8 protein-coding genes and 1 pseudogene are annotated in these 12488 nt (G+C 71.6%); 3 read left to right on the top strand and 6 right to left on the bottom strand.

Annotated elements, in window-relative coordinates; genetic code table 11:
- The first annotated feature begins 128 nt into the window (after positions 1–128).
- Both pepN and LRS04_RS11435 read left to right on the top strand, forming a co-directional pair.
- The gene (gene pepN, locus LRS04_RS11440) at positions 129–2753 is read left to right on the top strand and encodes an aminopeptidase N (protein WP_257816479.1); all 2625 of its coding nucleotides are present in this window, start codon (positions 129–131) and stop codon (positions 2751–2753) included.
- 141 nt (positions 2754–2894) lie between these two features.
- Positions 2895–4754 (top strand): ATP-binding protein, encoded by a 1860-nt coding sequence (locus LRS04_RS11435; protein WP_308238123.1) that lies wholly within the window; start codon positions 2895–2897, stop codon positions 4752–4754.
- 140 nt (positions 4755–4894) lie between these two features.
- Here LRS04_RS11435 and LRS04_RS11430 read toward each other — a convergent pair whose 3' ends face one another.
- A complete protein-coding gene (locus LRS04_RS11430) occupies positions 4895–5227 on the bottom strand; it encodes a hypothetical protein (protein WP_257816478.1) in 333 nt (110 codons plus the stop codon).
- Positions 5228–5300: 73 nt separating this feature from the next.
- Positions 5301–8186 carry a bifunctional [glutamine synthetase] adenylyltransferase/[glutamine synthetase]-adenylyl-L-tyrosine phosphorylase gene (locus LRS04_RS11425; RefSeq protein WP_257816477.1) on the bottom strand — a complete coding sequence of 962 codons (2886 nt, stop codon included), beginning with the start codon at positions 8184–8186 and terminating at the stop codon, positions 5301–5303.
- 61 nt (positions 8187–8247) lie between these two features.
- Between LRS04_RS11425 and LRS04_RS11420 the strand changes: the two genes are divergently transcribed.
- Positions 8248–8691 carry a DoxX family protein gene (locus LRS04_RS11420; protein WP_257816476.1) on the top strand — a complete coding sequence of 148 codons (444 nt, stop codon included), beginning with the start codon at positions 8248–8250 and terminating at the stop codon, positions 8689–8691.
- Here the strand turns inward: LRS04_RS11420 and LRS04_RS11415 are convergent.
- The 4 genes and pseudogenes from LRS04_RS11415 to LRS04_RS11400 all read right to left on the bottom strand — a co-directional run.
- The gene (locus LRS04_RS11415) at positions 8688–10088 is read right to left on the bottom strand and encodes a HAMP domain-containing sensor histidine kinase (RefSeq protein WP_257816475.1); all 1401 of its coding nucleotides are present in this window, start codon (positions 10086–10088) and stop codon (positions 8688–8690) included. The genes LRS04_RS11420 and LRS04_RS11415 overlap by 4 nt on opposite strands.
- Before the next feature lie 152 nt (positions 10089–10240).
- Positions 10241–10912 (bottom strand): response regulator transcription factor, encoded by a 672-nt coding sequence (locus tag LRS04_RS11410; protein ID WP_257816474.1) that lies wholly within the window; start codon positions 10910–10912, stop codon positions 10241–10243.
- A 28-nt stretch (positions 10913–10940) separates the two neighbouring features.
- Positions 10941–11165 carry a PDZ domain-containing protein gene (locus LRS04_RS11405; protein ID WP_257819083.1) on the bottom strand — a complete coding sequence of 75 codons (225 nt, stop codon included), beginning with the start codon at positions 11163–11165 and terminating at the stop codon, positions 10941–10943.
- A gap of 229 nt (positions 11166–11394) precedes the next feature.
- A pseudogene (locus tag LRS04_RS11400) lies at positions 11395–12339 on the bottom strand (S1C family serine protease); the annotation flags it as partial.
- Between the last annotated feature and the right edge of the window lie 149 nt (positions 12340–12488).

Here is a 12488-nt window from a genome sequence, read left to right as displayed (position 1 = left end):
GGGGTCATGGGCCAGGGGCACAGGCTTCACCTTGACGCCGCTCAATCCGCGACGGGTCCGTGCAAAACCGCGCCGAATGCGCGCGGGCGCCGCTGGCGAGGGCCGGTGCGGAGGGCTAAATCCTCCGGATGCGCACCGAGACCCCCCAGCCGATCAAGCTCTCCGACTACCGGCCGCCGGCCTACCTCGTGGACGAGGTCCACCTGGCCTTCGATCTCCAGCCCAACACCACGCGGGTGACGGCGACTCTCAAGGTCCGCCGCAACGGGGAGCACGCCGAGCCGCTGCGGTTCAACGGCGAGCGGCTGAAGCCGATCTCGGTGGCCGTGGACGGGCGGGTCCTGGCCGAGGCCGAGCGGACCATCGACGCCGAGGGGCTGACGATCCCGGGCGTGCCGGCCGCCTTCACGCTCACCACCGAGGTCGAGATCGACCCGGAGAACAACAAGGCGCTGGAAGGGCTCTACATGTCCGGCGGCCGGTTCTGCACCCAGTGCGAGGCCGAGGGCTTCCGGAAGATCACCTTCTGGCCGGACCGGCCGGACGTGCTGTCGCGCTTCACCGTCCGCATCGTGGCGGACCGGAAGTTCCAGCACCTGCTCTCCAACGGCAATCTGCTGGAGAAGGGCGACCTGCCGGGCGGGCGCCACTACGCGGTCTGGAACGACCCCTTCCCGAAGCCCTGCTACTTGTTCGCCCTGGTGGCCGGCGAGCTGGACGTGCTGGAGGACACGCTCACCACGATGAGCGGCCGCACGGTCGAGCTGAAGATCTTCGTCGATCCCGGCATGGCGCCGCGCGCGGCCTACGCCATGGACGCGCTGAAGCGCTCGATGAAATGGGACGAGGAGGCGTTCGGCCGCGAGTACGACCTCGACCTCTTCATGATCGTCGCGGTGCGCGACTTCAACTTCGGGGCCATGGAGAACAAGGGGCTGAACATCTTCAACAGCTCCCTCCTGCTGGCCGACCCGGCGACGGCGACCGACGTGGACTTCGAGCGCATCGAGAGCGTCGTGGCCCACGAGTACTTCCACAACTGGACCGGCGACCGGATCACCTGCCGCGACTGGTTCCAGCTCTGCCTGAAGGAAGGCCTGACGGTCTTCCGCGACCAGAGCTTCTCGGGCGACATGCGCGGCCACGCCGTGCAGCGGATCAAGGACGTGAAGGCGCTGCGCGCCCGCCAGTTCGCCGAGGACCAGGGGCCGCTCGCCCACCCCGTGCGGCCGTCGAGCTACCTGAAGATCGACAACTTCTACACCGCCACGATCTACGAGAAGGGCTCCGAGGTCATCCGGATGCTCAAGACGCTGATCGGGCCGGACGCCTTCCGGAAGGGGATGGACCTCTATTTCGAACGCTGGGACGGCCACGCCACCACGGTCGAAGAGTTCATCAAGTGCTTCGCCGAAGTCTCGGGCCGGGACCTCTCGGCCTTCTTCGCCTGGTACGAGCAGGCCGGCACGCCGCGGGTGAGCCTGGCCAGCACCTATGACGAGGACGCCCGGACGCTGACCCTGGAGCTCGCGCAGCAGACGCCGCCGACGCCGGGCCAGCCCACGAAGCAGCCGCTGCCGATCCCGGTGACGGTGGGCCTGCTCGACCCCGAGGGCCGCACCCTGGCCTTCGAACGCGACGGCCAGGCGGTGGACGAGACCGTGGTCGTGCTGGACCAGGCGACGGCCAAGGTGACCCTGACCGGCGTCGACGCCCCGCCTGTGGTCTCGGCGCTGCGCGGCTTCTCGGCGCCCGTGGTGCTGACGACCGACGCCCCGCAGAAGGACCGCTACGTCCAGCTCGCCGCCGACCCGGACCTGTTCAACCGCTGGGAGGCCGGCCAGGACCTGGCCCGCGCCCTGATCCTCGGGCGCGCGGCCGGCCATCCGGACGAGGTCTCCGAGGAGCGGTTCGCCGACGCCGTGGGCCGGGCGCTCAGCGACCTGGCGGCGGACCCGGCGTTCAAGGCCCTGCTGCTGGCGCTGCCGTCGGAAAGCGACCTGGCGCTGGCCATGAGCCCGGCCGACCCGGCGGCGATCCACCAGGCGCGGGACGCGCTCCGCCTGCGGCTGGCGCTGCACCTGAACGCCCAGCTCCGGCACATCCACACCGGCCTGCAGGACCTCGGCGAGTTCTCGCCGGACGCCGCCGGGGCGGGCCGCCGGGCGCTGCGCAACACCGCCCTCGACCTGATGACCGCCAATCCGCGCTCGGAGATCGCCGAGATCGCCGACGGGCACTACCGCGCGGCGATCAACATGACCGACCAGATGGGCGGGCTGAGCGCGCTTATGCAGATCGGCGGGGCGGCCGCCGAGGCCGCTCTGGAGGACTTCTACGCGCGCTGGAAGTCCGAGCCGCTGGTGATCGACAAGTGGTTCGCCGTGCAGGCGCGCGACCCGTCGGAGGAGGCCATCGGCCGCGTGCTGGGGCTGACCGCGCACCCGGCCTTCGACGCCAAGAACCCGAACCGGCTGCGCGCGCTGGTCTCGACCTTCGCCAACTTCAACCCGGCGCGGTTCCACGATCCGAGCGGGTCCGGCTACCGGTTCCTCGCCGACCAGATCATCGCCACGGACGGCTTCAACCCGATGATCGCGGCGAGGCTCGTCGACCCGCTGGGCGGCTGGCGGCGCTACACGCCGGAGCTGGGCGCGCTGATGAAGGCGGAGCTGGAACGCATCCTGAAGACCGAGGGGCTCTCCAAGAACGTCTACGAACTGGTCAGCCGGGCGCTCGCCGAGGAGGGCTGAGCCAAGCTTCACGGGGAGTCGAAACGCCGCGCCCGAGATGGGTGACGGATTCCGCGACGCACCTTAGATTCGCGAACCGAGGGAATGACTCGGGTCGGGGAGGGTCGGCAGGCGTTGGCCAGGCGCGGGCTCAGTGACGCGGTGGAATCGCCTGCGGATGCGGGCGGCGAAGACACGTCCGAGCGCCGGCGGCCGCCGAGCTACAGCTTCGCGCGCATCGCCATCCTGGCCACCCTGCTGCTGCTCGCGGTCTATACGGCCGTGGCGGTGGGCCGGCTGCGGGCCGGGCCGCAGTCGCCGGAGGAGACCCTCGTCTGGCTGGCCGCCCCGCTCGCCACCGCCTTCGCGCTCGGCCTGCTGCTGCTCTTCGAATGGCGGCGCGTGGAACAGGCGCACGCCGCCTATACCGACAGCGAGCACCGCTTCCGCCTGGCGGTAGAAGCCGCCCGCTGCGGCATCTGGGAATGGGACCTGACCACCGACAAGATCTTCATGTCGGACGTGACCGGCGCCCTCTTTGGCTGGCGCGGCGGGGTGGTGGACGGCCAGCAGGTGCTGGATCGCGTCTCGCCCGGGCACCGGGACGGCCTGCGTGACGCGCTCGCCAACGCCGCGATCTACGGCGGTTTCGACGTCTCCTTCCAGGTGCCTTCGCCGATCGGCGGCCGGCCGGTGTGGATCGACGCCCGGGGCCAGGGCTTCGGCGAGGCGGCCGAGGGCGGCTTCGCCCGGATCATCGGAGTGGCGCTGGACGTCACCGAGGAGCGGCTGGCCCAGGCCCGGGCGCAGACCGCGGAGATGCGCCTGCGCGACGCCATCGAGAGCGTGTCGGAGGCCTTCGTGCTGTGGGACCGGCACGGCCGGCTGCTCATGTGCAACAAGAACTACCGCAACTACTTCCGGCTCGACCCGCAGCTCCTGAAGCCCGGCGTCCAGCGCGAGCAGGTGGACCGCTTCGCCCAGCTCGCCGTCCGGCAGGAGGTCTCCGCCCCGGGCGGCCTGCGCGGCGTGCGCGAGGCCGAGCTGGTGGACGGCCGCTGGGTGCAGATCTCGGAACGCTCGACCGCCGAGGGCGGCCTGGTGGTCACCGCCGCCGACATCACCGCGCTGAAGACCCAGGAGGAGGCCCGGCGGCGGAACGAGGAGGCGCTGCGCCGCGCGGTGTCGAACCTGGAGGCCAGCCAGCAGGAGCTCTCCGAGCTCGCCCGCAAGTACGAGCTCGAGAAGGTGCGCGCCGAGAGCGCCAACAAGGCCAAGAGCGAGTTCCTGGCCAACATGTCCCACGAGCTCAGGACTCCGCTGAACGCCATCAACGGCTTCTCGGAGATCATGCTGGGCGAGATGTACGGCCCGCTCGGCGACAAGCGCTACGTGGACTACTGCCGCGACATCCTGGCGTCCGGCCAGCACCTGCTGGCGCTGATCAACGACATCCTCGACATGTCGAAGATCGAGGCCGGCAAGATGACGCTCCGCTTCGAGCCGGTCTCCATCGAGGAGGTGGCCGAGGACGCCGCCCGGCTGGTGCGGAACCGGGCCGAGAGCGCCGGGCTGAAGCTCGACGTGGAGTTTCCGGTCCTGCCGGAGGTGGAGGCCGACTACCGGGCGGTGAAGCAGGTGCTGCTGAACCTGCTCTCCAACGCCATCAAGTTCACGCCGCGCGGCGGCCGGGTCAGCATCCATGCCGAGGTGCGCGCCGAGCACCTGGGCGAGCGGGTCCGGGTGGCGGTGCGCGACACCGGCATCGGCATCGCCGAGGACGACCTCAAGCGGCTGGCCGTGCCCTTCGAGCAGATCGAGAGCCAGCACTCCAAGACCCAGCAGGGCACGGGCCTGGGCCTGGCGCTCACCAAGTCGCTGGTGGAGATGCACGGCGGCCTGCTGGAGCTGGCCAGCGCGCCGGGCCAGGGCACCGAGGCGAGCTTCCTCCTGCCGGTCCGCCAGACCGCCCCGGCGGAGCCGGAGCGGGTGGAAGAGGACGCGGAAGAAGAAGTCGCCTGATCCCTCCGCTTCAGGGGAGGGTGGACGGCGCGTCGGCGCTGAGGGGTGGGGATCCCACGATCAAGCACGGAGCCTGGACGTGACCTCCCCCACCCTGCCCGCGAAGCGGGCTGTCCCTCCCCTGAAGGGGAGGGATGACGTTACGCCGGCTGGCGGTGCATGCGGTGGCCGCGCATGCCCTTGCCGCGCTTCAGCTCGTCGCCGGAGAGGACGCCGTCCTTGTTGGCGTCGGCCTTCTCGAAGCGGGCCTTCGAGGCGGCGTCGAGCTCGGCCTTGGTGATCGCGCCGTCCTTGTTGGTGTCGAGCCGCGCGAACATGCGCTCGGTCCGCTGGGCCTGGCGGGCCTCGAACTGCTGCTGGCTGATCTGGCGCTCGGCCTTCGGCTGCGGCGCGGGGCCCGGGGCCTGCTGGGCGATCGCGGCGCCGGCCACGAGGGCCGCCGCCGTGGTGGCGGTGAGGAGAAGAGCTTTCATCGATAGGTCCTTACGGGATGCACACAGGTGGGGCTTCGTCCCGTCCGAACGTCGCCGCCTCCGTCATCCACGGTCAGGGTTGCACGATGATGTCGTAGGCTTTCCGGGCCGCCACGCGGGATGTCGAAAGTTTGGCGAAGAGACCCTTCAGGTCCCGGGCCCCGCCGGCCCGGGCGAGACGGGCCTGGAACGGCTTCGGCTCCTGGGTCGGGTCAGGGTTCTCCTCGAGCGCCACCTTGAGGAGCTGGGTCAGGTCCTGCTGCAGGCGCCAGGCGGCCTCCAGGGCTTCCAGCGGCTGGGTCGGGGCCAGGCCCGCCTCGCGGAAGGCGGCCAGCGCCTCGGCGGTGTTGGGGCGCAGGGGACCGCCGTCGGCGGCGTGGCAGAGCTGCAGGAACTGGGCGGCGAACTCGATGTCCACCAGGCCGCCGGGGGTGAGCTTGAGGTCCCAGTCGCCCTTGGGCGGACGCTCCTCCTCGAGGAGCTGGCGCATCTCGCGGACGTCGGCGGCGGTCCTCCTTCGGTCCCGGGGCCGGCGGAGCGCGGTCTCGACGGCGCCGGCGACCTCCTGGGCGAAGGCTGGCGAGGTCGCCCAGACCGGCCGGGCGCGGGTCAGCGCCAGCAGCTCCCAGGTCTCGGCCTCGCCCTGGTAATAGGCGTCGAAGGCCGCAGCGCTGACCGCCACCGGGCCCTTGGTGCCGGAGGGGCGAAGCTGCATGTCGACCTCGTAGAGGCCGCCTTCGCCGGTCTGGGTGGAGAGCGCCGCGATCAGCCGCTGGGTGAAGCGGCCGTAGAAGGTGGATGCGTCCCAGCCCTTGATCTCCGACATGCCGGCCGGGTCGGCGGCCCGGTAGAAGGTCATCAGGTCGAGGTCGGAGCCGGCGCTCATCTCGCGCGAGCCGCACTTGCCGAGCGCGACGACGGCCACCTCGCCCGCGAAGGCCCCGCCCAGGCGGACGGTCTCGGCGAGCGCCGCGGGGGCCAGCGCCTCGATGCAGACGTCGGCGAGGTCGGCGAAGGCCTTTCCGGCGACCTCGGCGGTGGCGGCGCCGCTCATCACCTGGACGCCGATGCGGAACGCCTGTTCGCGGTGGGCGCGGCGGACGGCGTCCATGGCCGCCTCGAAACCGTCGGCGCGGGAGACGGCGGCGGCCATCACTGCCCGGTCCTCGGCGATGTCGATGGGCTCGAAGAAGTCCGCGTCCAGCATGGCGTCGATGGCGGCGGGACGGCGCGAGAGGGTGTTGGCGAGCTTCGGGGCGAAGGCCATCACCTGGACCACCAGCTCGAAGAGCTTCGGCTGGGCGAGGAACAGGGACTGGAGCTGCACCCCGGACGAGAGGCGGGCGAAGAAGTCCGAGAAGCGGTTGAAGGCGACGTCCGACGCGCCGGTGGCCTGGAAGGCGTCGAGCAGGCGCGGCGCGAGGCGGGTGAAGAGCTCGCGGCCACGCTCCGTGCGGGTGGCCGGGATGCGGCCGTGGTGCCAGCTTCGGATGGTCTGGGAGACGCGCTCGGGGTTGCTGAAGCCCATGCGCCTGAGGGTGGCGAGCGTCTCCGGGTCGTCGTCGACGCCGGTGAAGACCAGGCTGCCGAACTTCGAGGAGAGCTGCTCCTCCTCCGGGAAGAGCTCGGCGTAGCGGGCGTTGACGGTCTTCAGCGTGCGGGTGATCCAGGCGTCGAAGCTGCGGAGCTTGTCGTAGCCGCAGAGCGCGGCGACCCGCCGGCGGTCGGCGTCGGACTCCGGCAGCCTGTGGGTCTGCTCGTCCTCCAGCATCTGGATCCGGTGCTCCACGGCGCGGAGCGTCCGGTAGGCCTCGGTCAGCTCCTCGCAGGCCTCGGGGGCCACGTGGCCGGCGTCGCGCAGGGCGCGCAGGGCGTCGATGGTGCGGTTGGCGCGCAGCTCCGGATTGCGGCCGCCGAGGATCAGCTGCTGGGTCTGGACGTAGAACTCGATCTCGCGGATGCCGCCGCGGCCGAGCTTCAGGTCGACGCCCTTGGCCGACATGCGCTCGTCGACCTTGTGGGCGTGGATCTGGCGCTTGATGGAATGGATGTCGGCGATGGCTGCGAAGTCGAGGTTGCGGCGCCAGACGAAGGGCTGCAGCTCGGCCAGGAAGTCGCGGGCGGCGGCGAGGTCGCCGGCGCAGGGCCTGGCCTTGATGAAGGCGGCGCGCTCCCAGTTCTGGCCGACGGTCTCGTAGTACTCGAGCGCCGCCGGGATCGGCACGGCGGGCGGGGTTGAGGACGGGTCCGGCCGCAGGCGCAGATCCATCCGGAAGACGTAGCCGTCGGCGGTCTTGGCCTGCATCAGCTCGGAGAGCCGGTGGGTCAGGCGGACGGCGAAGGCCTGGGGCTCCACGTCCGCGGCCAGCGGCAGGCGCTCGGGGTCGAAGAAGACCGAGACGTCGATGTCCGAGGAGTAGTTCAGCTCGAAGGCGCCCTGCTTGCCCATGGCGATGCAGAACCAGCCGGGAACCGGGCCTTCCTCGCCCTCGCCCAGGCGGGTGAGGCGGCCGGCCTCGACCTCGGCGCGGGCGGCCACGGTGAGGGCCGCGGCCACCGAGGCGTCGGCGAAGCGGGTGAGCGCGCCCGTCACCTGGTCGAGATCCCAGGCGCCGCCGAGGTCGCAGAGCGCCGTCAGCAGGTGCAGTTCGGCCTTCAGCTTGCGCAGCTCGACGGTGGCCGCCTCGGTGTCGAGGGCGGCGGCCGCGGCGGTGCGGGCCAGCACGTCGGCGAGGCGCGCCTCGGGGTCGTCGGCCAGGATGCGGCCCAGCATCGGGGGATCGCGGCGGGCTAGGCTGGCCAGGTAGGGCGAGGCGCCGAACACCGGGGCCAGCGCCGGCCAAGCCTGTTCCAGCTCCGGTCCGTCCCAGCGGCCGGCGACGATCTCGCGGGCGCGCTCGGCGGCGCGGGCGTCGAGCACGGGGCCGCAGGGCCCGAGGAGATCCGCGGTTACCGCCATTTAACTGGCCGCACGCGGACGGCGCGCGCCACTATCCGCCGCGCCGCAGACGGAGAGCCGCATGACGCCCCGCGACCTGATCACGCTTTCGCCGCTGGCCCGCGGCGCGGACGCGGCCCTGACCGCCCTGCGCGTCGGGATCGGCGCCTTCCTGGTCTTCGGGGTGTGGGACAACATCACCAGCGCGGAGCACATGCGGGAGTTCGCGGCCTTCCTCGGGCAGTTCGGGTTTCCCTGGCCGAACGTTCTGGCTCCCTTCGACGTGGGCGTCCAGTTCGCGATCGGCATGGCCTTCGTGCTGGGCCTGATGACGCGGTGGGCCGGACTGCTCTGCGCGGTCAACTTCGTCGTCGCCATCGTCATGGTCGACCACCACCAGGGCTGGCGCGGCTCGTTCGGCTCCATGTGCCTGGTGCTGATCGGGCTCTACCTGGCGACGCGGGGGCCGGGCCCGTGGTCGCTGGACGCCCTGCTGTTCCGCCGGCGACGGGGGTTCCGGACCTAGGCCCTCGGCAGGATCAGCGCCACGCGCAGGCCGGGGCCCATCTCGCCGACCTTGCCGGGGCCCTCGTTCAGCTCCAGGCGGCCCTGGTGGGCCTCCGCGACGGCGGTGACGAGGGAGAGGCCGAGGCCGGCGCCGGGCTCGTTGCGGCTGTTCTCCAGGCGCACGAAACGCTGGACGACGCGCTCGCGGTCGGCCTCGGGCACGCCCGGGCCCGTATCGGTGACGGAGAACTCCACCTCGCCGGAGGAGCGCCGGCGGACGCGGAGCATGATCGCCCCGCCGGAGGGCGTATATTTGATGGCGTTGTCGAGGATGTTGGCCAGCGCCTGGGCCAGGAACTCGCGGTTGCCGCGCACCTGCAGGTCGCGGGTGAACTCGGCGGCGAAGTCGATGCCCTTGTCCTCGCAGAGCGGCTCGTAGAGCTCGGCGATGTCGGCGGCGAGGTCGGCCGGATCGAAGAGGACCGGATCGGGCGCCGTGCCCGCGGCCTGCAGCCGGGCGATCGAGAGCACGGCGCCGAAGGTTTTCAGCACGCCGTCGGTGTCGGTCAGCGCCTGGGCCAGGGCCTCCTGCGGGTCGCCCTTGCCGGCCTCCACGTCGAGGTAGGCGACCTCGAGCCGGGCGCGCAGGCGGGTGAGCGGCGAGCGCAGGTCGTGGGCGATGGCGTCCCCGGAGTGCTTGTGGCCGGCCATGGAGCGTTCCAGCCGGTCGAGCATCTCGTTGATTCCCTGGGCCAGTTCGTCGAACTCGTCGCGGGCGCCGCGGACCCGGGCCCGGGCGCCCAGGTCGCCGTTGCGCACGGCGTCGACCACCTCGGTGAGACCGGCCATGCTGCGGCTGACGTTGCGGCTGACCAGCACGCCGCCGGCCAAGCCCAGCATGACCACGAGCGCGCCGGCGCCCCAGAGCGCGTTGATGATCTTCAGAACATAGGCCTCGTCCTCGCCAACGTCGGCGCCGACGAAGAGGATCTCCCCGCCGCGCAGACGCTGCTGCAGGCCCCGAGCCGGATTGCGGACGAGACGGCCCTGCTCGTCCTCCTCGGTGATCTGGAAGGTGGTCCAGGTCGGCTGGCCGTCGAATTCCTCCACCGGGCTTTCCTCGATGGAGCCGGAGATGGTCTCGCCGGCGTGGTCCATGAGGAGGTAGAGGAACGGCCGCTCGGAGGCGGCGCGCTCGATGGTCGCCTGGTTGACCGCGGCGATGCCGGCGCGGTCGTAGGCCTGCACCAGGGACCGCATCTCGCGGGTGATCTCCTGGTCGGTGCGGCGCGCGGCCTCGCCGGCGGTCGCCACATAGATGTAGGCCAGGAAGGCGAAGGCGGCGCTGGCGAACAGCGCCAGGAACAGCAGCGTCAGCCGGAAGGGCGTGGTCCGGAAGATGCGCGGCAGGCGCATGGGCTTCCTTCCCCGTTTACGGGGAAGGGGGGACCATCGGCCGAAGAGCCGATGGTGGAAGGGGCGGAAGCGGGCGCGGCGGATGAACTCGCCCCCTCCACCACTCGCTCTGCGGCGAGTGGTCCCCCTCCCCGCTTCGCGGTGGCGGAAGGTTACGCATCCAACCGGTAGCCCGCCCCGCGGACGGTCTGCAGCATCGGCCGGTCGAAGCCCTTGTCGATCTTCGAGCGCAGGCGGGAGATGTGCACGTCGATGACGTTGGTCTGGGGGTCGAAGTGGTACTCCCAGACCTTCTCCAGGAGCATGGTCCGGGTCACCGACTGTCCGGCGTGGCGCATCATGAACTCCAGGAGCTGGAACTCGCGCGGCTGGAGGTCGATCTCCTTGCCCTGGCGGTGCACCGTCCGGGCGATGAGGTCCATCTCGAGGTCCCCGACCCTGAGCAGGGTCTGCACCGAGCCGGTCTCGCGGCGCCGGGCCAGAGCCTCGACGCGGGCGATCAGCTCGGCGAAGGCGTAGGGCTTCACCAGGTAGTCGTCGCCGCCCGCCTGCAGGCCGGCCACCCGGTCGCCGACCTCGCCGAGGGCGGAGAGGAACAGCACCGGGGTCTGGTCGCCCTCGCGCCGGAGCGTGGTGATCAGGGTGACGCCGTCCATGCGGGGCATCATGCGGTCGACGATCATCACGTCGAACTCGCCGTCGCGGGCGGCGGCGAGGCCCTCCTCGCCGTCGGCGGCCCGGACGCAGGCATAGCCCGCCTCGGTGAGGCCCCGGTCCATGGCCTCGGCCGCTTCAAGGTCGTCTTCGACGATCAGGATCCGCATGATTCTCCGCCCCCGCGAGCCTCAGACCCTAGCCCGAAACCTTCAGCGGCAGGAAGGACGTGCGGCCGTTGCGGTAGACGCCGACCAGCACGCTGGGACGGTTCGCCTTCTTCGCGGCGTCCACGACCGCGGCGAGATCGGCGGCGCTGCCGATCGCGCGGTCGCCGGCCCGGGTGATCACGTCGCCACGGCGCAGGCCCTTCTCGCCCGCGTCGGAGGCCTGGTCGACGCTGGTGACCAGCGCACCGCGCACGTCGGCGGGCACGTTGAGCTGGCGACGCGAGGCCTCGTCCAGCGGGGCCAGCGCCAGGCCGATCACCAGCGCCGCGGGCGCGGCCGGCGCCCTGGCCGCCCGGAGCACGGCCGCCCGGCGCGTTGTCGTTGGCCGCGAGCTCACGCTCGGACGGACGGGTGCCGGAGCGGACGTCCACCACCCGGCGGCGGCCGTCGCGGATCACGTCGAGCTTCAGCAGGTCGCCCGGACGCGCCTGGGCCACGCGGCGGGTCAGCTCGGACGAGCTCTTCACGCCCTGGCCGTTCACGGCCACCACCACGTCCCCGACCATCAGGCCGGCGCGCTGGGACGGACCGCCCTGGACAAGGTCGCCGACGATCGCGCCGCGCTGGTCGCCCAGCCCCTGGGCTTCCGCCATGTCGCGGGTGAAGTTCTGGATCGACGCGCCGATGTAGCCGCGCTCGATCCTGCCGCCGCTGATCAGCTGCTTGGTGACCGAGTTGGCGACCTCGGCCGGAATGGCGAAGCCGATGCCCACCGAACCGCCCGACGGCGAGAAGATCGCCGTGTTCACGCCGATCACCCGGCCGTAGATGTCGAAGGTCGGGCCGCCCGAGTTGCCCCGGTTGATGGGGGCGTCGATCTGGATGTAGTCGACGAAGGTCTCGCCGATGTCGCGGCCGTAGGCCGAGATGATCCCGGCCGTGGCGGTGCCGCCGAGGCCGAACGGGTTGCCGACCGCGATGACCCAGTCGCCGACCCGCGGGGTGGCGGCTTCCTCGAAGTTGACGAACGGATACGGCCCGCGGCCGCCCTTCACCTTCAGCACGGCGAGGTCGGTGCCTTCGTCGCGGCCGACGATCTCGGCCTCGAGCTCGGTCTCGTCCTTCATCACCACGGTGATCTTCTCGGCGTTCTCGACCACGTGGTTGTTCGTGACGATGTAGCCGTCCTGGGAGATGAAGAAGCCCGAGCCGGAGGACTGCTGGCTGGGGAGACGCGGCTGGCCGCGCTCGGTCTGGCCGCCCTGCGGCGGGGCGGTCGGATCGTCGCCGTCCTCGTCGTCCGGCTGGGGCAGCAGGAACGGCAGGCCGGGCAGCGCGCGGCGCAGCGCGTTCGGGTCGACGCGGCTGGTGACGTTGATCGAGACCACCGCCGGAGACACCCGCTCGAAGATGTCGGCGTAGGACATCGGCGCGCCGGGCGGCGGGGCGAAGATCGGCGCTGTGGACGCCTTGATGACCTGCGCTTCGCCCGCCTGGGCGGTGGGAAGCCGCATGCCCGCGCCCGCGACCGCCGCGGCCATCACGCCGGCGCCGGCCACGGCGCCCAGGAGGTAAC

The sequence above is a fragment of the Phenylobacterium sp. J367 genome (assembly GCF_024699985.1).
Classification (GTDB): domain Bacteria; phylum Pseudomonadota; class Alphaproteobacteria; order Caulobacterales; family Caulobacteraceae; genus Phenylobacterium.
Note: the sequence above shows the minus strand (reverse complement) of the source record. Positions and strands in the feature narration are given on the sequence as shown.

Coding starts and splice junctions, on each gene's coding strand:
- pepN (WP_257816479.1), top strand. CDS start 129: ATGCGCACCGAGACCCCCCAGCCGATCAAGCTCTCCGACTACCGGCCG.
- LRS04_RS11430 (WP_257816478.1), bottom strand. CDS start 5,227: ATGAAAGCTCTTCTCCTCACCGCCACCACGGCGGCGGCCCTCGTGGCC.
- LRS04_RS11425 (WP_257816477.1), bottom strand. CDS start 8,186: ATGGCGGTAACCGCGGATCTCCTCGGGCCCTGCGGCCCCGTGCTCGAC.
- LRS04_RS11420 (WP_257816476.1), top strand. CDS start 8,248: ATGACGCCCCGCGACCTGATCACGCTTTCGCCGCTGGCCCGCGGCGCG.
- LRS04_RS11415 (WP_257816475.1), bottom strand. CDS start 10,088: ATGCGCCTGCCGCGCATCTTCCGGACCACGCCCTTCCGGCTGACGCTG.
- LRS04_RS11410 (WP_257816474.1), bottom strand. CDS start 10,912: ATGCGGATCCTGATCGTCGAAGACGACCTTGAAGCGGCCGAGGCCATG.